Origin of the sequence: Pedobacter sp. UBA5917 (assembly GCF_002432345.1) — a bacterium.
In the GTDB taxonomy this organism is placed as follows: domain Bacteria; phylum Bacteroidota; class Bacteroidia; order Sphingobacteriales; family Sphingobacteriaceae; genus Pedobacter.
The window spans coordinates 28,252-51,657 of record NZ_DJDT01000021.1 but is presented as its reverse complement, the minus strand read 5'-3'; the positions used below and the strand labels follow the sequence as shown (position 1 = coordinate 51,657).

The 23,406-nt window shown below is 35.9% G+C and carries 20 protein-coding genes; 9 read left to right on the top strand and 11 right to left on the bottom strand.

What is annotated here, in order from left to right; translation table 11 throughout:
• The 3 genes from B2V92_RS01700 to B2V92_RS01690 all read right to left on the bottom strand — a co-directional run.
• A partial coding sequence (locus B2V92_RS01700; protein WP_293304258.1) for an ATP-binding protein occupies positions 1 to 358 on the bottom strand: 358 nt, incomplete at its 3' end.
• Positions 359 to 491: 133 nt separating this feature from the next.
• A complete protein-coding gene (locus tag B2V92_RS01695; protein WP_293304257.1) occupies positions 492 to 1,955 on the bottom strand; it encodes an integrase catalytic domain-containing protein in 1,464 nt (487 codons plus the stop codon).
• Entirely contained in the window at positions 1,945 to 2,502 is a 558-nt protein-coding gene (locus tag B2V92_RS01690; RefSeq protein WP_293304255.1) for a hypothetical protein, read from the bottom strand. The genes B2V92_RS01695 and B2V92_RS01690 overlap by 11 nt, the downstream gene beginning before the upstream one ends.
• A gap of 166 nt (positions 2,503 to 2,668) precedes the next feature.
• Between B2V92_RS01690 and B2V92_RS01685 the strand changes: the two genes are divergently transcribed.
• Complete coding sequence (locus B2V92_RS01685) at positions 2,669 to 3,031, top strand: helix-turn-helix domain-containing protein (protein WP_293304254.1); 363 nt, start codon at positions 2,669 to 2,671, stop codon at positions 3,029 to 3,031.
• A gap of 95 nt (positions 3,032 to 3,126) precedes the next feature.
• Here B2V92_RS01685 and B2V92_RS01680 read toward each other — a convergent pair whose 3' ends face one another.
• The 4 genes from B2V92_RS01680 to B2V92_RS01665 form a co-directional block, all read right to left on the bottom strand.
• Positions 3,127 to 3,705: a recombinase family protein gene (locus B2V92_RS01680; RefSeq protein WP_293304252.1), complete on the bottom strand. Its 579-nt coding sequence runs from the start codon at positions 3,703 to 3,705 to the stop codon at positions 3,127 to 3,129.
• Between the two features lie 1,073 nt (positions 3,706 to 4,778).
• On the bottom strand, positions 4,779 to 5,558 hold the full coding sequence (locus B2V92_RS01675) for a hypothetical protein (protein WP_293304250.1): 780 nt from the start codon (positions 5,556 to 5,558) through the stop codon (positions 4,779 to 4,781).
• Positions 5,559 to 6,833, bottom strand: a complete 1,275-nt coding sequence (locus B2V92_RS01670; RefSeq protein ID WP_293304248.1) for a hypothetical protein — start codon at positions 6,831 to 6,833, stop codon at positions 5,559 to 5,561. It abuts the gene before it with no gap.
• A gap of 208 nt (positions 6,834 to 7,041) precedes the next feature.
• Positions 7,042 to 8,310: a hypothetical protein gene (locus B2V92_RS01665; protein ID WP_293304246.1), complete on the bottom strand. Its 1,269-nt coding sequence runs from the start codon at positions 8,308 to 8,310 to the stop codon at positions 7,042 to 7,044.
• A 68-nt stretch (positions 8,311 to 8,378) separates the two neighbouring features.
• Between B2V92_RS01665 and B2V92_RS01660 the strand changes: the two genes are divergently transcribed.
• Entirely contained in the window at positions 8,379 to 10,436 is a 2,058-nt protein-coding gene (locus tag B2V92_RS01660; protein ID WP_293304245.1) for an ArnT family glycosyltransferase, read from the top strand.
• Between the two features lie 20 nt (positions 10,437 to 10,456).
• A complete protein-coding gene (locus tag B2V92_RS01655; protein ID WP_293304243.1) occupies positions 10,457 to 11,974 on the top strand; it encodes a hypothetical protein in 1,518 nt (505 codons plus the stop codon).
• Between the two features lie 3 nt (positions 11,975 to 11,977).
• Here the strand turns inward: B2V92_RS01655 and B2V92_RS01650 are convergent, their stop codons facing one another.
• The gene (locus B2V92_RS01650) at positions 11,978 to 13,411 is read right to left on the bottom strand and encodes a hypothetical protein (protein WP_293304241.1); all 1,434 of its coding nucleotides are present in this window, start codon (positions 13,409 to 13,411) and stop codon (positions 11,978 to 11,980) included.
• A 475-nt stretch (positions 13,412 to 13,886) separates the two neighbouring features.
• On the opposite strand from B2V92_RS01650, the gene B2V92_RS01645 reads away from it, so the two are divergent.
• The 5 genes from B2V92_RS01645 (at position 13,887) to B2V92_RS01625 (ending at position 19,254) form a co-directional block, all read left to right on the top strand.
• Entirely contained in the window at positions 13,887 to 15,476 is a 1,590-nt protein-coding gene (locus B2V92_RS01645; RefSeq protein ID WP_293304239.1) for an NAD(P)/FAD-dependent oxidoreductase, read from the top strand.
• Between the two features lie 992 nt (positions 15,477 to 16,468).
• Complete coding sequence (locus tag B2V92_RS01640; protein ID WP_293304237.1) at positions 16,469 to 16,756, top strand: hypothetical protein; 288 nt, start codon at positions 16,469 to 16,471, stop codon at positions 16,754 to 16,756.
• Positions 16,757 to 17,042: 286 nt separating this feature from the next.
• Positions 17,043 to 17,153 (top strand): hypothetical protein, encoded by a 111-nt coding sequence (locus tag B2V92_RS01635; protein ID WP_025145553.1) that lies wholly within the window; start codon positions 17,043 to 17,045, stop codon positions 17,151 to 17,153.
• 188 nt (positions 17,154 to 17,341) lie between these two features.
• Entirely contained in the window at positions 17,342 to 18,754 is a 1,413-nt protein-coding gene (gene rlmD, locus B2V92_RS01630) for a 23S rRNA (uracil(1939)-C(5))-methyltransferase RlmD (RefSeq protein WP_293304228.1), read from the top strand.
• 86 nt (positions 18,755 to 18,840) lie between these two features.
• Positions 18,841 to 19,254 (top strand): hypothetical protein, encoded by a 414-nt coding sequence (locus B2V92_RS01625; RefSeq protein WP_293304226.1) that lies wholly within the window; start codon positions 18,841 to 18,843, stop codon positions 19,252 to 19,254.
• Between the two features lie 12 nt (positions 19,255 to 19,266).
• Here the strand turns inward: B2V92_RS01625 and B2V92_RS01620 are convergent, their stop codons facing one another.
• Both B2V92_RS01620 and B2V92_RS01615 read right to left on the bottom strand, forming a co-directional pair.
• On the bottom strand, positions 19,267 to 20,934 hold the full coding sequence (locus B2V92_RS01620; RefSeq protein WP_293304225.1) for a serine hydrolase domain-containing protein: 1,668 nt from the start codon (positions 20,932 to 20,934) through the stop codon (positions 19,267 to 19,269).
• A 125-nt stretch (positions 20,935 to 21,059) separates the two neighbouring features.
• On the bottom strand, positions 21,060 to 21,764 hold the full coding sequence (locus B2V92_RS01615; protein ID WP_293304224.1) for a head GIN domain-containing protein: 705 nt from the start codon (positions 21,762 to 21,764) through the stop codon (positions 21,060 to 21,062).
• A gap of 192 nt (positions 21,765 to 21,956) precedes the next feature.
• Here B2V92_RS01615 and B2V92_RS01610 point away from each other — a divergent pair, with 192 nt between their 5' ends.
• Positions 21,957 to 22,463 carry a phosphoribosyltransferase family protein gene (locus tag B2V92_RS01610; RefSeq protein ID WP_293304223.1) on the top strand — a complete coding sequence of 169 codons (507 nt, stop codon included), beginning with the start codon at positions 21,957 to 21,959 and terminating at the stop codon, positions 22,461 to 22,463.
• A 178-nt stretch (positions 22,464 to 22,641) separates the two neighbouring features.
• Here the strand turns inward: B2V92_RS01610 and B2V92_RS01605 are convergent, their stop codons facing one another.
• A complete protein-coding gene (locus B2V92_RS01605; RefSeq protein ID WP_293304221.1) occupies positions 22,642 to 23,187 on the bottom strand; it encodes an REP-associated tyrosine transposase in 546 nt (181 codons plus the stop codon).
• Positions 23,188 to 23,406: the final 219 nt, after the last annotated feature.

Below are 23,406 nucleotides of genomic sequence, written 5' to 3'. Positions count from 1 at the left end.
ATTTTTTATAAAAAAAATGTGGTCCGGAGAATATCACACCCGCCACACCACTGATAGCATTCCTCAAATCATGCAGATGTAGCAGGACGTTATTTGATAGCTTTCCGCATTCATCTATTATTATTAAATGCTTTCCCGGCGTGTTTTTTAAAAAATAAACTATACTCCGGATTAAGTTGTAGCTGTTTTTTTCTGTATGTATGTTTTTAAAACCCAGAACCCCTAAGAGTGCATTAAGAAAGACTTTTGGGGACATGGAAATCTCAATATTCATGTAATATACATTCTGGTGCTGATTAGCATAATATTCCAATGCTGTAGATTTGCCGAATCCGGTATCCCCAATTATTCCTATCATTCTTGAATACTTTTGAGATTCTTTACACAGTTGATTTATTGTACGAAATACGGACGTATCCAGAGTGAAGGACATATTGACTTCGCTAATTTTCTCATAATTGTAGTCGCTTAGTTTAAATTCGAAGTCCATTTTATATGATTTTTGCTGACCCTTTAATGTTCATGTTCGAATTTTTAGTTATTTGGATGACTGGCGTGTACTCCTCCAGTATAAACGAATCTTCAAGTTCTTTCGTTAAATCCTTATTATCGTATCCTGGAATAAGATTTTCTATCCCTTCTATTTTCATTACGCCAGATTTTGAAACTTTTGTAAGTTCTTTTCTCATGCGTCCAGTTTTGGTATTATAAATATGCCATTTTAGCTTATCCTCTTCTGAACGGTCTACAAAAGCTAACGGTAACGGCTCGTGTAACTTTAATATAAAAAGATAATCGCCAGCATATTCATTTTCATATACGAATACCTCATCTTTGTTATCATCAGAATACCTTACGAGCAGCTGCCTATCGAGATATTTTAAAAAGAAATCTTTCTGTTCCAAAAAAACCGGATACTGGTATATTGTTCCCTGATGGGAGAATTGAAAACCAGTTTTTTTTACATTCCAACTTTTTTCTTTGTAAGTTATCATTGGGATTAGATTTCCTGCAACAGTTATGGTATGCTTTGGATCGGTGTTCCTGAAAAGTTCATCAGGGGTTGAATCTTTGTATCGATAGGTAGTATTATATAATGATATCTGATCAACTAATAGTTTCTCCAATTGCATCAAGCTTCTAAGATTTGCCTTTTTTCTGGCTTGGATCAACAGGTCCCGGTTCGGCTTACCATCGCGATCACGGCTTAGAATGCCATCGCCAAGATATCCGGGTATTTTTTTCAGGTATAGTTCTGGAAAGATTTTAAAAAAATTTTCTATCTGTCCTTTATCCTGGGGAACCATTTTCGTATGACGCCTTACCTCTACACCGGCTAATTCTAATTTTCTAAAGAAATGTACGGCTCGCTCACTGTTTAAGGACGGCAAATTGTCCATAACTATTTCCCTGGGAAGGAAACCGTTTGCCTTAACTGAATTGATGATTATCTTTTCATAACTATCAAAAGATTCTGTATTCGAAAGGCAGCAGGCAACTATTTTCCGTGAAAAAACGTCAATAACCGCGACTAATACCATCAATTTCACTTCATTTTTATCTGTGAGACAGGGGATATTAAACCTGGTGCCATCAATCTGGTACACGTTTCCCGGCTCGGATGTTCCCAGGCGTTGGGGGTGCAGCATACGGTTCTCTACACCTTCTGTCCCTTCCCGCTGCAGGCACCTAGGTCCATACTCAGGATGATTTCTGATGAAAGTGATAATTTTGTTTAACGATACTGTTTCCAATCCCAATCTAACCCTTTCCGTGTTGATGTCACGGGTTATTTGCCGGAACCTGTATTTTGCTCCATTGCCAAAGGATGAGAGTATGAATTCTTCTTCTTCAGCAGAGAAAGCTTTGCATGCATTATTATTGTAGAAATTGGCATGAATGAACGATTTGGTGCCATGTTTGCAGAATTTGCGATACTTATTTCTAAAAAACATCAAACGAATTGGTGAAAAAAAATGGCTTCCTTGAATTTGTTAAGTCCTTACAATACTTGTAGTAAATAAAGAACCTTTCAAGATTGGTTAATGTCGGTACGTCCCTGAGGTATGAAAAAATTGCTGTACTCAGGGATATAGAGTGTAAACGTGGTAGCTCCAGGTTCACTTCTTTAGCTACCTCCATGATAAATTTATTACCCCGCAACTCTTTTTGCATTCTAAAATATATATCTGTTAATAGTCGATATCTTTCCTCGACAAAACCTGTTTCATCCATATATGCGGATATTAAGGTATTTTTGGAAGGGAAATGATATTTTGTCAAAAAGAAACTATTTACATTGTTTAAGTCGATCCAGTTCTCCTTGTTAATATATAAGGTTTCAGAAAGACTGGCATTTTCGGTGATCCATTCTTTTACCTCTTCACTTGGGATGCCAAAATATTCACTCAGATCTCTTTCTTTTATGTAAACCGATCTGATAAAATACAGAACCACAGGACCGCTTAAAGGTTGCTTTGGATAATGAGCTATTTTTCCCATGTTTTTGTTAAATTAGAATGTTCGTAATTCGAATTAATAGAAATAAAATTGCATTATTGAAAATTTTGATAAAGCTGAATCAGCCATTGAAATTTTAAAAAATGCTGATAGTGAGGCTAAATCGTTCATTTAAGAAATTTATGCTAACGCAATTGAAACCACAAGTATGCAACATCGTGAAATAGAAAAAGTAGAATTCGGGGAGAGACTAAAGATGTTTAGGTCAAAGAAAATGCTAAGCCAGGGTCAGCTAGCGAAAATGAGCGGAACTACCGTTTCCCAGATCTCCAGGTATGAAAACGGCCTCACTTTACCAAATGGATTAGTTCTCCAGAGATTATGTGACGCATTAAAAATAGGTTATTCGGAACTGACAGGTAACACAAATGATACGATAGTAACTACTGCCGACTTTGAAATAACGCTGCGTAAGGCCCTTGAACTTCCCCATGCAAACCTGATAACAATAAAAGATGTTATCGATAAGTTTATTGAAATTAACAATATCCGTACTTCATTATTAAAATAATCAATAGCGGCATTATCCACGTTTATTAAGTATGCCTATGAAAAGGATCCAGATTACTACAATGTTCTCAGGCTAATATCTCGAACGCCCCTTCCCTAGACTGTATTGGCGTCGCGGATGTATCTTATATAACGGTAACAGGTGGCAATAGGCAGTTTTAATCTTTTGGAAATCTCAGCTACCGAATATTTACCAGTGTTGTGAAGATCGCAGGCTGTTAACGCAATTTCTTTTTTTTCTGGGGTAAGCCCTTTCGGTCTACCGCCGTGTCGTCCCCTTGCCTTGGCAGCAGACAATCCTGCCTTCGTGCGCTCCCTAATAATTTCCCTTTCAAATTGCGATAAAGCAGCAAATAGGTTAAAAGTAAATCTACCTACTGCGGTAGTAGTATCAATATTATCATTAAGACTGACAAAGTTTACTCCATTTTTTTCGAATAACGATACGATTTCTATTAAATCTTTTATTGAACGTCCCAACCGGTCCAGCTTCCATACGATAACTTCATCACCTTTGCGGAGGTGATGCAATAGTTTTGATAATTCCGGCCGGTCAAGACTTTTGCCGGAAATCTTTTCCTTATATATATGTGTGCACCCATACTTTTCAAGTGCTTCCAGTTGAAGATCATAATTTTGATCTGAAGTACTCACTCGTGCATATCCAATCTTCATAATGCAAATTATCAATTACTCATTATCAAAAATAAAAATATATTTTGATTAATGAAATGGCTTTATGATAATTTTATTATTTTTTGAAAATAACGTTGATCTCCGTTAATAAGCACATTCGGAAAAAACAACCAAGTGATCATCTTTCTTTTAAATTTATCAAATAACGAACGTTTAATGGAATCGGTTGGCATTCGAATTTCGAAGCCTAGGAGAAAAAGAAATATCCCTAAAGTATCGGGTTAAAAAAAATATATGAGAATATTTGATACAAGTGCCCAATATGTAGGTCTGAGCAATAAGTACAAGTATAAAACTTAACACGGTTTATAATAAATTGTACTATGAATTTATATATGCCGATAACTGATAAATTTGGGGGCAGAAGCGAAAAGTAAGACGGTACTATTTAGTACTAATGAGGTTATTGTGAAAATGCAAAACCGTATTTAATATAGCTATTGTTGAAGTCCTTCAAATTGCCGCTTTTTAAACTGCCAAAAGCTTGTACGACTACTTTAGTAAGATATTTTCGGACGAAATATGATTATTTAAAAATTAGTGAAATAACTCAAATCTTATAATCAACATAATAAACCATTACTTTGGAAGAGACCAAAATATTGCTTTTCAGATTATCGGACATATCTTGACTGTCATCTGTTTTTAATCGCGAAGATTATGAATATATGCATTATTCGTTTTGTCAGTTATATGTGCATGCCAGGAATACTTCGTATTTATCTGATCTCTTAGGTTTTAACCTTAACTGTCGTCTGTTTTATTATGGCAACAAATATATCACTGAAGTGTATTAGATAACAATAAGGATTTCAAAAACATGATGTTAGTAAAATCTATACCTGATTTCATTAGTAAAATCAGGTATAAAAATAAATGTTCTGAATTTGACCATTATATTGTTGCCACAGATTATGAAGGTTAAAATTGTGACATCTTCCTGCTTTTAATAACACTTCTCCTCAGCTTACATCAATTTTATTATCAAGCTGTCATATACTAAGAATGCAATAGCGCCAACTATTGCATTCAAAATCAAAGATAAGGACAGATTAATTATTTTTACTGACGATTTGCGAAAAATAATCTTTTTCAAAACGCAATATTATATCTTTTATCTGTTGTGGTTTAAGAAAATCACACAATTTTATCTCGTAGTAACTTATTGTTTCAGGCACGTCTATATCCGGGTATAATGATCCTTTAGGCATCTTTTTCATTAAATAAGCAGTTTTAACCAACTTGGATTTATTTTTTTTGTCTAGCTCGGGAGAAAAACTGAAAGTGATATTCCGAAGCCTTTTATCATAAGTTCTAAATATAGTATCTGGCTCGCCTTGCGTTTTTTTTTCAGGGACATATTTTTCTATTTTCTCATGATCGGAACTATTCGAACTGAAGGGTTTTCCAAAGTCTAAACTAAAGTAGGACAGATTTTTTTTATCTAGCGAAGCTGTTTTAAGTACACTATCAATTTCGACACGATCTATCAGATTGTTTATTTCATTTTTTTTAAAGGAATACTGCAGTCCCAAATGTTCCGTAGTTTTAAAAACTGACAGTTGATATGAGCTATCAACTGCCACGACTTCCTGATCATTTTTTCCCAATGTTTTTCTAAATGTGGTGGCCACTACCGGCATCATATAAAAACTATATGTTGAGTCGATATAGATGAAAGTATGCTTATCAAAGCTGACGATTTTATTAACATCTTTATTGAAAAATTCTCCATGAGATATTACCGTAAACATCTGTCCTTGCGAATTTCGCATAACAGGATTACAGCCTGCTAAGAGGATTGTTGCAGTAATTATGACGCACAGTTTCATTTATTGTGTTTTTTCCCAACTTGTATTCCATGAACAAAAAGAAGTTAGCAGATCCGATTTGAAAGGTGGAACTTTCGGTACATTTGTAACATTATATTGTAACTGATATTTAACCTCCATTGTTCCAAAACCACCAACATGAATCATATCATAACTTGGTTGAAACCGTTGCGAATCTTGAATAACATTAACTTCGCCCAAGGCCCAAAAGCCGGTTTGATAAGCTAGCTGATGTGTAAGGCCATACCATGTGCGTCCACCATTTTGAACCTTTACTATACCTCTTTCCTGACTTTTACAGCTCCAGGTCACACCGTCATGATAAGTCCAGGTTAAAGTTGCTCTCTTAAAAATATCCGCACCGTTGACTTCCTCTTCTTCACTGGTAGGACCATCATAGTAACTCACTGGTCTACCCGTATTATAAAGAATCACCGGTTCTTCTCCGTAAGGGGGATTTCCGTTACCACCCGAACCACTTCCCGAACCACTTCCCGAACCACCTCCGGAAGTTGACGGACATGTCGTTCCCAAATAGGTTCTTGTAAGTTTGATCAGGCAACCATCCGAATAAGAATATTCGACACCTACCTGTACAGTACCGCCTTCACAATATGAGGCTGGAAAATTCCTATTTTCCACAACCGGCTCTGGGCATTCACTTGCAGACATACTTTTCGAAGGTTTCATACTCATAAGTTTCCCTCTTGTATTCGCAGTTGTTAAATCTAACTTGATTTCTTTCACACTCTTCGAAGAAAACCATAATGTTTTTGAACCAATTTTTCCATTTTCAAATGTGGTATTTTTTAGAAAAGCATAATTTACATCATACCTGATTATAGCACCATTAAAATTACCGATGGTTTTCTGTTCAAAGTTTTTAAGTAGGAAATCAAGATTATCTTCTACTTTATAGTCTGAACCCAAAAACTCGACAATTTCACCATTCGAAATTTCGCTTTTAGATGTGGTAAAAATAAAAAAGCGTCGTATGCGATACTTCTCATCTGCTATATAATGTTCAGGTGCCGGAACTATTAGCAATTCTTTCCTATCTTTTGAAGATACCGTCCAGGCATCGTCCCAGAGTGGTTTCAAAACAGAATTTTTGCTTTGCAGATGCTGCAACCGCCATATTTTAGCATTCTCTAATAGTGATGATGAAGCCGCTTCCCGACCGTTCACCAGCAAACTGATATCTTTCCGGCATGCGAAAAGAAAAAGGCACAGCCCCATAATGAGAGCGAGTGCTACAAGTGTGTTTTTTTTCATTGTAGATTGGTTAGATAAACCGAATATAAAAATAATAACTTAATAACCAATATAATAAATCAATTTGTATGGATATCAGCCTGCCACAAATAAAATTCCGGCAATTTACACCTGTCCAGGAAGTAATAGTTTTCTGCGATATAAAGATTGATTGAAAGCAAGATAAAAATCAGCACAAAGGCAATTAACAAAAGAATATCCTGTTTTTTCATCTATTGTAAGTCTTATAATCGGACCGTAATTCGATCGTATGTTTCAGTCTTTCTTTTAATTTAGATGCATCACGCCAAACTAAAACATAACTTTGTGCTGTTCCTATAAGGAAAAAAAAGTAAATTCCTCCAAGGATTGTAGCAAACACTGATACTACCCGACCAGCTTCTGAAATTTTAAGAAATAAAAGAGTTATCAGCAGACATAGACCTATAGACGAAAGATAGCCATAACGGTCAGCAATAACAGAAAAACGCGCCAGGGATACTGCATTGCTTACCAAAACAATATGAATAAAAAAGAATGAGATGCAGAAAAGCCATATTTTATTTTTAAGATAGCGCCACAGTAATATGACTATGAGCGGTATAAAAATCGTATGAACCCACATCCAGACAGGAACATTATCAGTCTTTTCAAATGGAAAAGGATAAAGATAGGAAAGGTTAACAGGAAAGAGTATTTTAGTAAAATATTCAGTAACTGAATAGAAAAACAAAGGAACGCGCTGTATTAAACTATAAAACTCGCGACTGTCGACCTGTTGAGAGTCCAAAGTTGCAACACCCATAAGAACTGAAAGGATTATGATCGGGAGCTTCTCTAGCCAGACAAGCCTGTTATTCATATTCCGTCCGTATAAATAGTCGAGAATTATAAGAAAAATTGGCATCGTAACCGCCTGTTCTTTCGCCCCGAATGAAAGCAAAAGACATATTAGCACCAAATAATAAAACCCTTGTCTACCGGTTTTGACATACTTGCGGTAGAATCCTAACGCCAACAGATAGAACATTGCATAAATCAATACTTTGGATGCAGCTATCCAGGAGACCGGCTCAACATTAATTGGCAGTATGGCAAAAAGAGATGCCGAAATAAATGCAGCCATTTTGTTTCTGGGGACATTATCCGAATAAATATCATATAATAGTTGATAAAGAAAAAAATATATAAGCACACAGTTGATACAATGGATTACTGCACTTAAAATATGATAATATCCGGGAGAATACCCAAAAATTGAATATATTAAAGTATAATATAGCTGATTTACGGGTGCATACTGTCCATAATAGAATTCTGTAAATATAGCTATTAGATTTTTAAGTGAAAACCCGTCCTGCGTATAGTGGTTTGTAACAAACCACTGATCATCCCAACCTATCAGGAACTCAAAACCGATGACAGGCCAGTAGACATAAGCAATCAATACAAATATGGCGGTTGGATATATAAAGCCGCTGCTTATTTTACTTTTCATAATGTAGGTTACAAAGCTCCAATATATGAAAATCCCCAAACTTCTGTAGAACCTTAAAAATTATCGAATTGGTTTTTGAAGAAAAGGATTATCTTGGTTTAATTATTAAAGCTATGTTATCCGCTAAGACCTTTATTTCTGCCACAATTATATATATATTGATATTCGGCATTGTGGGATATTTTACATCACACTCCCTAAAAGCAGATATTAAGCAGGCTAATGGAACCGCGTATGAAGCAATATTACCTTTTAAATCAAAAAACGCTGGAGAAATTGGTAAATATAGTTATACCATTAAGATAAAAGCTCATCCTTTAATGTCCGGTAACTTTCAGATTATTGCTGATGACTGTATTGACGATATCTGGGTCAACGGGAAAAAATTGCATGGTCTGATCAATAAAGAAAAGGCTTGTGATACCAAAAATGGAATTGATATACATATAGGAAAATATCTCTATCTGGGCGCTAATGAGATAACGGTCGATACTTACAACACAGGAGGCCAGTTCGGATTACAATTTGTTGACACCAGCTTTTATACAGGATATCAAATATTTATACCCCTGCTTTGTTGCTTTGTCTTTCTGTTATTTAAGGTGCCCTGCAAAAAGTTTATCTCGAATAAGATTAACTTAATAACAATGAAAAAGACCTGGATTATTAACTCCGTTCCTTTTTTCACTTTAATATTCCTATATGTTGTCGGAATGTTCATCAAGGATAATAGTGCTTATCGGTGGATTTTCATTTGGGGTGTCGCAGGCTCTGTTGCTCTTCCATGTTTTTATTCAATATATCGTAAAAGTATATCACCAAAATTTACCCTTTGCATTCTTTTTATATGCCTTGCCCTCTGTGCATCGTTCATTAGTTATCATTTTTATGATGAGTACTCATATGATGTAGAAGGTCATATCCAGTATATCCAATATATCATTGAAGCAGGCCATAGTCCGAATCCGGCTGGTGGCTGGTTATTTTACCACCCCTCACTCTATTACAGGAGTGCCGCAATTTTTTGGCAAATAGCCAATTATAACCGAAATCTTAATTATGAAGAGTTTCTAAAGCTTATGCAGGGGTTCACTTTTACATTATTCATATTATACTGTTATTTTTCAATTAGAACAATAGATTCCTTTTATGAGGCAATCTCGCAAAAAAATGAAAAGAACCGTAGAAGCAATTCTTATCGGTTAACTGTTGTACTTTTCCTTCTATGGCCGGCCAATTCAATATTTTCTGGCAGAATAGGAAATGATATAATGTTTGAATTGCTATATGCGATAACTTTCTATGCCATTGTAAAGTGGTGGCTTTCACAAAAAATTTCCCATTTTTTGCTAATCCTCATCTGTTCTTCGCTTGCAGTGTGGACAAAAAGCAATGGGTTTATTTTATTCGGGGTTATTGGGACTCTTCTACCAATAGGCTACATACTGGATAAATCGAAAGTTAAGAACAGGTGGTATCTTCAAAAAACAGTGGCCTTGACTACGTTTCTGTTAGTAATAACCTATCTAGCGGCATCTGATAAGTTTTCGAGGGGGTATACCATTCCAGATACACCGCTGATTGTATCTAATGCTGCAGGTCTAGGGCAGGAATTACGGATTGAGAACAATTTTGGTACTTACCTTACATTCGACCCAGTCAAATTTGTATGTATCCCTTATACAAGCGCTATTGATCCACTACGCGGAAGGGATAACTTTTGGCACTTTCTGTTAAAAACAAGCCTCGTAGGAGAATTTACAGAAGGTTCCCCTATTTTAGGTGTTGTCGCCAGTATTTTAAGTCTATTGCTGTTATTCCTATTGCCAATTTTTTTTACCGGCTTAGTGTTTTCTTTAAAGTCTTCAAGAACAGGTCTCCCCATTATTGCTTCTATTTTGCTACTGGTCACTTCAATGATCATTTTCAGGTTATCTTATCCTTTTTCCTGCTCAAATGACTTCAGGTACATTTATCCTGCAATATTACCGTTTTGTATGCTGGTTGGAAGGGGACATGACTTTTTAAAAGGTTGGTGGCGCTGGAAAGAATTTTCCATGGGATCTGTAATAATTTTTACTTTAACGGCAACACTTTACCAAATCCTGAATATCCTAAAATATTAAGCTATATTCAATGGTAATTTATGAAATTTCAAAAAATAATTTTCCCGAATCTAAAAGCGCAGTTAAATCCGGATTTTTCCGAAAATCATTTCTTTTTCGCTTTTGTAGTTTTATTCTATTTTGCTGTCGCTTATTTTAGCTCAGGTTATCATCATCCTGATGAGCACTTTCAGATCATTGAGTTTGCAAACTATAAATTGGGAAGAAATTCCCAGGCAGACCTTGCATGGGAATATCAGGCTAGGATAAGACCTGTCCTTCAGCCTGTATTTTGTCTGATCATATTTAAGATATGTAGTTTGTCCGGGATTGAAGATCCTTATATTCTTGCGTTTGTGTTAAGGCTTATATCTGTAGTAATAAGTGTTTACATAATCCGATATTTTATCAACTCAGTGAATAACACTATTGATAGGAGCTACCGGAATATATTTGTGGTATTATCCTATTTCCTGTGGTTTATTCCTTACATAAACGCGCGGTTTTCTTCGGAAAGCTGGTCCGGAATTTTCTTTTTATTAGGCCTGGCAATAACCTTGCGAAAAAAGCATGGGGAATGGGGATTTCAGGATGTCGCGCTTGGAGCGGTTCTTGGAATATCGATTCTTTTTAGGTTTCAGGCAGCAATTATGGTATTTGGTTTATTATCATGGATGTTGGTAGTCGGGGAAAGGCCAGTGAAGAGATTGGTAGCTTGCGTTTTGGCAATGTTTATGATCTTATTCTTCGGAATATTGTTGGATTCTTGGTTTTACGGTGATCTTCAGGTCACTGCATACAATTACGCCTATATAAATCTGGTAAAAGACGTGGCCTCGCAGTTTGGCACCTCCCCCTGGTATGAGATTCTTTACTACATTTTTTATTCTACAGGACCAATGGGATGCCTTATAATAATATCATATATCTTAATACTAATATATCAGCCTAAACATTTTCTAATATGGATAACCTTTCCATTCCTTCTTGTACATACAATCATTGCACATAAGGAGCTTAGGTTTTTGTTTCCGCTCGCAAATCTGGTTCCCATATTTTTGATAACCGGTGTACAACTTTTACATAACAGTTTTTTCCCGTGGAAAAGATTTTTGACCATGTTTGCTATTGCGTTCTCGATAATTAATGTGATCGCGCTGTATGGTGCATGTTTCAGAGGGGCCGGTAATGCACAGGTGTCAGTTGGTGAGTTTATACATAAACGTTACCCTGGCAAGCAAGTTAATATTATATGTGTGAATGGTGCAAATCCCTTTGTAGATTGGGCTAGTCCTAAAGACACATTTTATTCTCACCCGAACATTTCAAGAACGGATATAATAACCATCTGGGGTAGAAAACCACTCAACAGATTAAAAGGGTTCACAAATCTCCTGATAATTAAAGGGGAAGATATTACCGGCCCGAAAACTGAGGAATTGCTCCGGAAAAAAAGGCTCAAACTTGTATACCGGAATTTCGACACTATTCAAGGGCTAATCGGTGATTTTTATAGCAAAGGGTTTAAGCAGGATATTACATTTATCTACGAACTATAGGTTTTATTTTTTGATAAAAATAATAAAACCTCCTTTTTCTCCTCGGTAATCTAGATATGCAGATTTGTTAGGATCTTCGCTCCATGGAGAGATCAATTTATAAAATAAGATCGGTTGTTCAATGAAATATCTGTCGCTAGCGTATTCTATATTTCCTATGTTGTGTTTAGAGAGGGAATCCACTAGATTTTTTTTCGGAAGAAAATGCCCGGATGTTTCAATCTGCTTGTTGCCGATCATCACCCGGTTAACTATATAGCTTTTTGGACCTATAGAAAATATTTGTATGATAATAAAAGCATTGATGCTAAATGAAATCAAAATGATTAGGAGTATGAAATTCTTTATCCTGCTTTTAAAAATTTTTATTGATAGATATCCAAAGATTAAAATAAATAGAATGAGATAGTACCTAATAGAATTGTTTGTGGTAAACAAGTTAAAAGTAATGATGTGCGCAGTTATAATGAATGCTGGTATACTCCCTTTACTTTTTGTGACGAGGTCTTTCAAAATAAAATAAAGCGAGGATATCCCAAAAAAAATACCGGTTATAGTTAAAACTAATTTAAAAGCATTACTTGGCCTATACGAATATATACTCGAAAACACTTTATAGTTTGAAAAAACATCAATCAGTGCAAGGCCATGGTAATAAAAAAAAAGAGGAACTCCAAATATTACAAATATCAGGAGTACCGGTCTAGGTATTTTGAAGGCTACCTTAAAATTCTGTTCTAGAAATTTCCTGAGAATAAACCCTTCAGACAAAATAGCCAAAAGAGCTATTGGAATGCTTATCCATAAAAATTTAACATCAAATAGCTCGCTGAAATATTTTGCAGTCAGAATAAATATGAAGCAATTTATTAAGTTAACAATTAAAACAGGTAAGATTTGCGAATAATCTGTACTCTTATTGAATTTCTGCCATGCAATCAAGCCTAACAACGCCGAAAGTGAAAAACTCGCAAATATCACATGATTATAAGTTCCCACGAAGTTAATTATTAGGAAAATTATAATCCAACCTAACCTATTAGCTAGGTGGCTACTAATTATTTTTCCCAATATGCATATGGATAGCGCAACCATCAACATAGTGAAAGTATTAACTTCCCAAGCAATCCTGGGAAAAACCAGATAGATACTGGATTGGCCAAGGAGCATTAAAAATATAATAGGAATATATCTATTGTAGTTAAAGAGCATCTTTGTCATTAAGGCGATTCCAATAACATTAAATAATACGCCAAAAAACCTCAACTGTGCAACACCGGTACCAAATAAAGAGAAAGATAAAAATGCAATTAGAGGCTGAAGTACTCCAGTATAGTGGTTCATACCAAAAATGGTTTTCACCTCGTGACTTTTATAAGAATAACCTAATAAGCCCACCCAGGCCTCATCGCCATGAAGACCTGGCAATGTATCCAATTTGAATCCCCAGATGAATATCAGGTAGCAAAATAGTAGTATATATGCGATGAATATTTGGACCGGTATTTTTTTAAAGAAATACGTAACATAGATAGTTATTTTACGAATCATGTTAAAAGGATTTACTTAAATATACTGTTCCTGAGGGCTTAAAAATATTGATGCAAACTAAAAAATCTGAAATAAATTTCATGCTTGGTTATTTTTTAGAAGATTATAAGATCTGATTATTTCAATAATAGCTTTGGAAAGTTAGCATTTTAATCCATATTTTAGTCAGATTACCAATCTAACCATCTATGTGTGAAAACATCAAAAAAATCAGACTAGTTACATTTATCTTGCGGTCATTAAAGCAATATGTATGTTTCAGGCCAATTGAAGCTGGAATTGTCAAAAATGATAGCGTAAATCATACGAAAAGCTTTAAAGTTATGCTATCATCGAAATTAGCTTATGGAGAACTTTTTTGATGGCGACGAAACAAAAGGTAATTATTATAGGAGCAGGGCCAGGAGGGCTCACTGCAGGTTTAGAACTGTTGGTCAGATCCGGCATGGAAGTAGTCATCCTTGAAGGAAGTGATGAAATAGGTGGAATCTCCAGAACTGTTAATTTTAAAGGAAACCGTATAGATATTGGAGGACATAGGTTTTTTTCAAAATCCCAAAGGGTTTTGGAATGGTGGTCAAAAATTCTCCCTACAGATCTTCAATCACTTGATGAAACGGACGAAAAGTTGCTACAAAAGGCAGATATGCAGATTCAAACTTTCGGCCAACCAGATAAAACAATGCTACTCAGGAATAGGGTTTCAAGGATATTTTATAAACGTAAATTCTTCGACTACCCGATCAACCTAAATTTTGCAACGTTAAAAAAACTCGGGGCAAAACAGATATTGAAAATAGGTTTGTCATACTGCTTTATCCGCGCATTCCCAATAAAAGTAGAGATATCATTAGAGGATTTTTTAATCAACAGATTTGGAAGAGTGCTCTATCAGACTTTTTTTAAAGATTATACTGAAAAAGTCTGGGGTATTTCGTGTAAGGAGATAAAACCTGAATGGGGTGCACAAAGGATAAAAGGGCTTTCTATTTCAAAAGCTTTAAAACACTACTTCTCGCAATTGTCAAAAAAAAATGGGATAACCGATGTTAAGAAAATAGAGACAAGCCTTATTGAGAAGTTTATGTATCCGAAATTTGGTCCTGGACAATTATGGGAAGAAGTAGCTCAAAAAATTGAAAAGAAAGGTGGGAAAATCCATTTTGCATCGAATGTATCAAAGATTGATTGGAAATCGGAAAACGCTGTTGAAGTTACAGTCCAGGAAAATCTAAATAGTCCTAAAATAGTATATAAAGGGAACTACCTAATTTCTACAATGCCTGTTAAAGATCTTATTGCCAGCATGGATAATAGTGTTCCTGATAACGTTAAATTGGTTGCAAAGGGACTGGAATACAGAGATTTTATTACGGTTGGGGTATTGCTTAAAAACTTAAAGATTGAGGAAGAAAATCGTAAAGCAATTTCAACAGATTATAATCGTCTTATTTCTGATAATTGGATTTATATTCAGGAAAACGATGTTAAGCTTGGAAGGTTACAGATTTTTAATAATTGGAGTCCATTCATGGTCTCCGATAAAAAAAACGTTTGGATTGGAATGGAATATTTCTGTAATGAAGGCGACTCACTTTGGAATTTAGATAAAGAAAAATTTATTGACTTCGCATTGAAGGAATTGGTCAAGCTAAAATTTATCGAGATGGAGGATGTCCTGGATACAACCGTAATAAAAGTTCCAAAAGCTTACCCAGCTTATTTTGGTTCGTACCACAATTTTGATATAATCAGAGATTTTACAGATAGATTCCACAAAATGTTTTTAATCGGGAGAAATGGGATGCATAAATATAATAACCAAGATCATTCAATGCTCACTGCAATGGTCGCAGTAGATAATATCATGTCGGGTGAGACAAGGAAAGATAATATCTGGGAAGTCAATACAGAAGCAGATTATCATGAATCTAAAAAAACTGATTCATGACAATGTTGAACAGAAATCTTTTGCGAGGGATGGAAAATTATTTGTTCAAATTTGTGTCAAAAACAAGGCTAACATCTAGCTCCGGTGATTGTGACTGGTCGGATTTAGGAAAATTCAATTGTAAATATATGGAGCTGGGTTTATTTAGGATATTAATGGGAGTTACATCGGGACAAAAAAATACTCTTTTATGAAAATACTCAAACCCGCGCCCTGTAGTTCTATAAAAAATGAAATAAAAAGAATATGGTTCATAATGTCACAGAACAGCTAGCCCGTTACCCCCATCAGGATCCTCTAGGGTTTGAACAAATTTTGGTCATTGAAAATTACAATCTGATTTTCAATAATTTGTTAAAAGCCTATGGCCGTCTGATGTACATAAAACGGTTTTCTCCAGAATCGTCCCTGGGAAAATTAATAAACACCAATTACTGCGTATCCAGACGGAGAGAAATTTTAGCAATAAAAAATAACTTTTATCACTGTAGTTTTGCAACAATGCTGCGCATTTCACCAAAACTAACCACCCGATTTCGGGCCAAACTGGCCGCTAATTTGATTGCCGGACTATAGTATAAATTGTTCACTTCCCTTCGAACAAATACTGAAGCGACTTTCAATTTTCTCCTCAAACCGTAGCTTCCCTTTGACCTACTTCCTAAGATATTCACTTTACAGCTAACAAAGTCAACGAGAGGGCTAACAAGCTCCCAGAAGCGCTGAAACCGTTTAGATGACGAGTGATAGGCACGCAGCTCCACAAATGAACCTAAGGCTTCCTTATCTCATCCAGGTAAGAAGTTAACTGAAAAAGCTGTGCTTAAAAAGACTGACCAGGGGATCAGCGCGGCCAGCTTGGCCCGAAACGGGCGGCCAGCTTGCAGCGAAACAGGGTGTCAGCTTAAACGCGAAACACGCGGCCACTTTCGTCGAAATACCCAGCTAAACGTCTAAGCTCAACTATACCTAAGAATCGTGAGAAAGAATATGTGATAGGTGACAACCAAAATGGAGGTATTGAAAGATTTAAAAAAGAACAACACGGGAAAAAATTGAACGAGTGCGCGATTTTAGGCTTTGTAGAAGATCAAGAATTTGTGGAATGGTTGTCTAAAATAAACAATTGGATTATTGAACTTTCAAAAAGCGATGGCTGGGATTCGGATGAGCAATTAATCAATTTTACTAGCTACAATCAATGGGCTGATGCTTTTTCAAGAGTGAAACGCCAAGCTGATTTTCTTAATTTATACCATTTTTGGATTAACATCAACTGATAATGTTAGATATCCAATTGCCTTCACTTTTATACAGATTTTACATTTATTATATCATCACCCCACTACTTCATTAATGAAGTTGAGGGTAATTGTCAAAAGACATCATGAGCACAATTTGTTTTTAACAAAAATCATAATTTGAATTGAACAGATCATTACCTTCGATCTGAAATAAATACAGAAGTTTGGATTTTCCATGTAAAATTAACATAAATTTAATTTGTACCGTTTTGGTTTTTGGTATAAATTTTGTATTATTGCTTAAATAGATAGGTTTTTTATCATGAGCAAAGAAATATTAGAATTTTCTGTACAGGTAGATGAGAAATTTGACCTAAAATTTAACTGGCTGGATGGCTTTTGGGGAGCTGCGTTTAAATTTTTTGGAAAATAATTTTTAGAATTGAATTTTTTGTAACGGACAATCTTAGTTCGAACGAGGTAGTATTGACTAATTTTTTTTAACCTTCAACCTTTCCGTCCTCTACCTTTCAGCCTTATTCAGGTAAATTATTTATACTCATTCTTACTTTTCCCTTTCAGCTTTAGTCTTTCACCTTTTACCGCTATATTTGCAAAATAATGAGTAGAAGAAAACCTGGTACGGTAACGATAGTTCCGAACGTACACATAATCGATATTGCTGAAGAAGGAAAAGGTGTTGGTAAGGCCGATGAGTTGGTGATTTTTGTTGATAAGGCTGTTCCCGGCGATGTGGTAGATGCGCGCCTGACCAAAAAGAAAAAGAATTTTGCTGAAGCCATAATCGAGCAGTTGCACGAAAAATCAGCATTGCGTACCGATCCTTTCTGTCCTCATTTCGGAACCTGTGGCGGTTGTAAATGGCAGCACATGGGTTACGATTCCCAATTAAAATTTAAACAAAAAAATGTTGAGGCTGCTTTACAGCGTCTCGGCAAAATAGATACCTCAGGTACGGAGCCTATTTTAGGTTCTGCAAAAAACAGATACTACCGCAATAAACTCGAATTTACTTTTTCGAACAAACGCTGGTTAGAAAAAACCGATGTAGAGCGCGATGAAGATTTCGATATGAATGCCCTGGGTTTTCACGTACCATTACGTTTCGATAAAATTCTGGACATCGAACATTGTTACCTTCAGGACGAACCTTCTAATTCGATCAGAAATGCCGTTCGGAAATATGCATTGGAAAATGGCTTGTCGTTTTACGATCTGCGTAACCACGAAGGTGTATTACGTAACCTCATTATCCGTACCTCCACTACTGGCGAAGTAATGGTTGCTGTAGTTTTTGCCTACCCTGAACAGGCACAGGTTGACGGCTTAATGGAATTCCTTAAAAATGGATTTCTGGAGATTACCTCATTGTTATACATTGTAAACCAAAAGAAAAACGATACTATTTTTGATCAGGATGTGGTGGTATTCTCCGGCCGCGATCATATTTTTGAAGAAATGGATGGTATCCGTTTTAAAATCGGGGTAAAATCTTTTTACCAGACCAATTCTGAACAAGCTTTCGAACTTTATAAAATTACAAGGGATTTTGCTGGTTTTAAAGGCGATGAACTGGTATACGATTTGTATACAGGCGCCGGAACCATAGCAAATTTTGTTGCGAAAAATGTAAAACAGGTAGTAGGGGTAGAGTATGTACCAACCGCTATAGAAGATGCCAAATTTAACTCCGAGCTGAACGGGATCGATAACACGATTTTTTATGCAGGTGATATGAAAGATATCCTTACCTCAGAATTTATTCTGGTGCATGGTAAACCAGATGTGGTAATTACCGACCCGCCGCGTGCAGGTATGCATGCCGATGTTGTACAGCGCTTGTTGGAAATGGAATCGGAAAAGATTGTTTATGTAAGCTGTAATGCGGCTACGCAGGCACGTGATCTGGAGCTGTTAAAAGAAAAATACGATGTTGTGCGCATTAAACCGGTTGACATGTTTCCACACACGCAGCATGTAGAGAATGTAGTACTATTAAGGTTTAAGGCATAAGGCGAAAGGTTTAAGGCTTAAACTCAATATGTAAAACCTTACACCCTAAACCCTAAACCTTTTACCTAATTTCAAGCAACAAAAAAATGGATAGAGAAGAATTATTGCACGCAACACCGGAAGATAGCGGAGAACCACAAAAGAAACAGGAAAGTCCGCTGGTAAGTTTGGAAAAAGACTTGGCGTTTTATGCTGATGCAGTTAAAGAAGTTGCCATCGAAATTATGGTTGAAGGTATTTCGGCCTACCCGATTTTTATTGCACACCAGCACGAGGTAAACATCGGCGAAATGATCCTGAATAAAGAAGAACTCAATACCGAATGGACCATCCAGGCCTCCACTTTGGAAGAATTTGTAGAAAAAGGGATTATCAATAAAGAGAAAAAAGAATCTTTTTTAAAGGTTTACAAAAAGCCTGAAGATTTTATGTGCGTGTTCGTAATTGTTCCAGAGGGGGCCAATTTTATTTATTATCCGTATAAAAAAGGTAGAGGGTAAGTATTTGATTACTTACTCCTTTGCGAAATAAAGATCTTTAATTCTTTCGTGGTCAAGTACAAAGCCAGTTAATTTTTCATTATTGTACTTAAAAGTGATATACATATCGCAGCCGATAAGTAAATATCTGTTTTTTTCTTTTAGGGCTACCAGTTCAATTTTGTATTGATGGGCCGGATTGTTCATTAGCAGGTATAAATTTTCATTTTCTTTCATAATTAAATAGTGGGCATTCATTTCGGGGCTGTAAAAACTCATTTTATTGCCCTGAAAATCCATTAAGGCCATTTTAACAGTTGTTCTTGTTGCTTTTTTTGAACTTCCATTCTGCACAATTTTCAATTGATCGGCCTTACCGTTTGCAACTGATTTAAATTGGAAAGTAATATCGTTACCCTTATCTATATAGAAAAGTGAGTCATTTAATGATCTGATCGGGTAATTAGTGTCATTCCATTTTTGAAATAACATGATCTGATTCCCAAGGGTTGTTACCTGAAATATTTTACTGCTATCGTTGTCGAATCTATATGATCCGGTTATTGCTGAGGTATCTATTTTTATTGTTTTTATGGGCAGGATGTCGCCATCGTTTTCCGGTTTTTTAGGATCAGCAGTTGCCGGATATATTTCGTCGAATATTTTACCTGAAATAAGTTCGGGTTTAGCATTATCGTTGTTCGAAAATACAACAATTCCGAGGTCTTTCTCTGGCAAATACCACATCGCGGTATGATATCCTGATAGATCTCCCCCATGCTCCGTTAATCTTTTATTTTTGTAGGTTTTAAATTCCAGTCCGCCTCCATAGCCTGTAGGCTCCCCATCATCTGTTTTATTGTTAGTAAGCATGTTTTTCCACACTTTTTCGCCTAATTGGTGATGGTTCTTCATCTCCTTAAACCAATGGTCCCAATCTGTAACCCTACTATAGATATTTCCTTGCCCGATAACATCGCTTTCAACCGTAATTTTTTCAAAACCTGTACCTTTTGATACATAACCATTTGCCTTTCCCTTAACCTGATGTGTATGCGAATAGTTGGTGTTAGTCATTTTTAGTGGATCGAATATGTATTGTTTAGAAAATGCGATCAGATCCTTGCCTGAGATTTTCTTAACAATCAACGAAAGCAGGAAATACCCTGAATTGGTATAACTGAATTGGCTTCCGGCTTTAAAATTTAATCTTTTTTGCCTGATCAGCATCTCGTAAGCTAGGGTTTCGGTAACTTTTGCATTATCATCAAATGTCCTTAAGCCGATCAGGGAATCATAATCCCTCAACCCGCTTTGGTGATTGATAAGGTGGGCGATGGTGATGCTATCCGCATATTTCGGCCAGCCTTTGAAGTATTTTGATAATTTATCGGTGGTTTTAAGCTTACCCTGTTCTGCTAATATATAAATGCAGGCGGCTGTAAACTCTTTTGATGTTGAACCAATGTTAAACGGCGTTTCAGGGGTGTTTTTTCTTTTGGTTGCCATATCGGCCAAGCCAAATCCATTTTTATAAATAAATTTTCCGTTTTTAACAATCCCTACAGAAAAGCCAGGTTCATTGGGGGTTACAATTTCTGATAATAAGCTGTCGATTTTTTTTGAGAGTGCGTTTTGTCCATACGTAACAGTGCTTAGCAAAAACGAAGTGAGGAGGAGAGTGGAGAATTTACTTTTCATATGGTTTAAATGTATGATTATAGACGATAGATAACATTGAACAGTTGCATTCCCATAAATTTTAAATAAAAAACGCCGTTTTGCATCCACAAAACGGCGAGTTATTATTAACTAAACTAAAGTTCTTAATTTACGTGGTGCACATCACCACTTTTCGAATTAGATGTCTTTTTAAGTGAGGCATTTCCTTTATAATTTACATCGCCACCACCACTAGCTGCAGCCTCAAGGCCTTTATTTACATAAATACTTACGTCGGATCCACCAGAAGCCTGAACTTTTGCATATTCGGTAATTAATCCATAGGCATCAATATCGCTTCCGCCGCTTGACTGGATAGTCATGTTTTCGGCCTTGCCTTTCAGATCAAGATCACTGCCACCGCTCGATTGGATTGATAAATCATTACAGATTACTGTTAATTTTAAATCTGAACCACCGGAAGAACGGATGGCAAGCTTATCGGTTTTGATCTGGTTCTGTGTAAAAACATCCGATCCGCCTGATGCTGCAAGTGTATTTAAGGTTTTAAAATTTACATAAGCTTTAATTACACGGTTTTTGAAAACACCGCTCCATTTAAAGCCATCTTTAAATTTGATGTTGATATTTTCGCCATTCTGTTCAACAACAATATCCTTTAAGGTTTCAGCATCTGATTTTATGCTTACGCTCTCGCTATTGCCCTGGGTTAAGTATAAATCTATCCCGCTGCTTACACCTATGCTGTTGAAGTTTTTTACACTATAGTTTTTGGTTTCCTGTGCCTTGCTCATGTAGCTGGTAACCACTATAAATAAAAAAAAAGATAATTTGATAAGGTTTTTCATAATTGCATTTTGTTAATGATTCTGAAATATCTTTTTGCGGATGTTCGCAGAAAGGTATATCATGATTCTGTGTTTTGGTTATTCATTAGACGCATCTCTAGCCGAAACGTTGCAAACAATCGAAATTATTTTTCAAATAGTTTGAATTTCATCCTTAAAATCGTTCTTTTTGTATTCAATCCTTTTTATACAATGGCATCGCAATTACTTATTCTTAACAAGAAACAGATTCAGCAGAAAATAGACCGCATCGCTTATCAGATTTTGGAAGACAACCTGAACGAAAAAGAAATTGTTTTGGCCGGTATCTGGGACCGTGGGTATAAGTTGGCTTTGAGGTTGGAAAAGGTACTTAAAAAAATCTCAGGCTTTAAAATAACCCTGCTGCGCATCGATTTGCAAAAAGAAAGCAGCAAACTGGTTGCCTCAACTGATTTAGACGAAAGCCATTGGAAAAATAAAGTGATCATTATTGTTGATGATGTGCTGAACAGTGGTAAAACGCTTGCCTACGGGTTAGGTGTTTTCTTAAATACCCCGCATAAAAAAATCCGTACTGTAGTTTTGGTAGACCGTAGCCATAAAATTTTCCCGATTGCAACCGATTTTGTAGGTCTCGAACTGGCCACTATCCTAAAAGAACATGTTGATGTGGTAATGGATGTGGAAGGCGAGGAAGACAGGGTTTATTTGAGCTAGTAGAGGATGTAAAATGGAAGAGGTGGGATGGATGATGGAAGGAGAATTGATATCGTCCTCGTTTGTAACGAGGATGGCCGATAACAGCGATTGCATTGCTGATAATAAAGTTGTTGCGGCACATTACAAATGTGGATCCCGTTGATCCTCGTTACAAACGAGGACCATAGTTTAGCTTCTAAATCAATTCAATTTTTACAAGTCCTTTAATTCCGCCATAATCTCTAGCGCTACTATAAATGTAATTTTCAGGAAATTCTAGTATACCAGCTTTAACAGGATTATCATGAATATAATCTAGTTTTTGATAGGCATCAATCTCTTGTAAATCAATAGGGTGGTTGTCATCTTGCCAAATTTTATAATTTTCTGCACGATTAGTTCTTCTGGCTTCAAAACTAAATTTATCCAAAAACCATTCTCTTCTGCTTTCAGGTATTTCTCTAATTGCATCAACAAGCCGTTTGGAGGTGAACTTTTTGAAATCCCTTAAAAAATCAGACATTTTGTGAGGTTCTTCACACCTCCCAATAAAATGGATATGATTGGTCATTAAAACCCAACCATTTAATACCAAGCCTTTATTTTTGAAGCAATGATTTAACGAATCAACAATTATATTCTTGTATTCCGGTCTTGTAAATAAATCGATCCAACCAACAACGGTGCAAGTTATAAAGTAAGTTTGATTCTGATCGATGATGATGTATCTGCTTCCTCCCATATTAATAAGGCTTTAAATTCTTAATTAAAGTCATTATCCTCAGATCTACTGAAGATATTTGGGAGATTTATGTGAATATAAGTAAATATTTATACATATCATGATGCGACTATCGTCCTCGTTTGTAACGAGGATACCCGAGAACAGCGATTGTATCGCTGATTACAAGTGTTTTTTAACTATTGCGCCGCATTACAAATGCGAATCTCTCTAATCCTC

Excerpts from the sequence above, each read along its gene's own strand:
- B2V92_RS01695 (WP_293304257.1), bottom strand. The coding sequence starts at position 1,955 with ATGTTTTTTAGAAATAAGTATCGCAAATTCTGCAAACATGGCACCAAA.
- B2V92_RS01690 (WP_293304255.1), bottom strand. The coding sequence starts at position 2,502 with ATGGGAAAAATAGCTCATTATCCAAAGCAACCTTTAAGCGGTCCTGTG.
- B2V92_RS01685 (WP_293304254.1), top strand. The coding sequence starts at position 2,669 with ATGCAACATCGTGAAATAGAAAAAGTAGAATTCGGGGAGAGACTAAAG.
- B2V92_RS01680 (WP_293304252.1), bottom strand. The coding sequence starts at position 3,705 with ATGAAGATTGGATATGCACGAGTGAGTACTTCAGATCAAAATTATGAT.
- B2V92_RS01675 (WP_293304250.1), bottom strand. The coding sequence starts at position 5,558 with ATGAAACTGTGCGTCATAATTACTGCAACAATCCTCTTAGCAGGCTGT.
- B2V92_RS01670 (WP_293304248.1), bottom strand. The coding sequence starts at position 6,833 with ATGAAAAAAAACACACTTGTAGCACTCGCTCTCATTATGGGGCTGTGC.
- B2V92_RS01665 (WP_293304246.1), bottom strand. The coding sequence starts at position 8,310 with ATGAAAAGTAAAATAAGCAGCGGCTTTATATATCCAACCGCCATATTT.
- B2V92_RS01655 (WP_293304243.1), top strand. The coding sequence starts at position 10,457 with ATGAAATTTCAAAAAATAATTTTCCCGAATCTAAAAGCGCAGTTAAAT.
- B2V92_RS01645 (WP_293304239.1), top strand. The coding sequence starts at position 13,887 with ATGGCGACGAAACAAAAGGTAATTATTATAGGAGCAGGGCCAGGAGGG.
- B2V92_RS01635 (WP_025145553.1), top strand. The coding sequence starts at position 17,043 with ATGAGCAAAGAAATATTAGAATTTTCTGTACAGGTAGATGAGAAATTT.
- rlmD (WP_293304228.1), top strand. The coding sequence starts at position 17,342 with ATGAGTAGAAGAAAACCTGGTACGGTAACGATAGTTCCGAACGTACAC.
- B2V92_RS01625 (WP_293304226.1), top strand. The coding sequence starts at position 18,841 with ATGGATAGAGAAGAATTATTGCACGCAACACCGGAAGATAGCGGAGAA.
- B2V92_RS01620 (WP_293304225.1), bottom strand. The coding sequence starts at position 20,934 with ATGAAAAGTAAATTCTCCACTCTCCTCCTCACTTCGTTTTTGCTAAGC.
- B2V92_RS01615 (WP_293304224.1), bottom strand. The coding sequence starts at position 21,764 with ATGAAAAACCTTATCAAATTATCTTTTTTTTTATTTATAGTGGTTACC.
- B2V92_RS01610 (WP_293304223.1), top strand. The coding sequence starts at position 21,957 with ATGGCATCGCAATTACTTATTCTTAACAAGAAACAGATTCAGCAGAAA.
- B2V92_RS01605 (WP_293304221.1), bottom strand. The coding sequence starts at position 23,187 with ATGGGAGGAAGCAGATACATCATCATCGATCAGAATCAAACTTACTTT.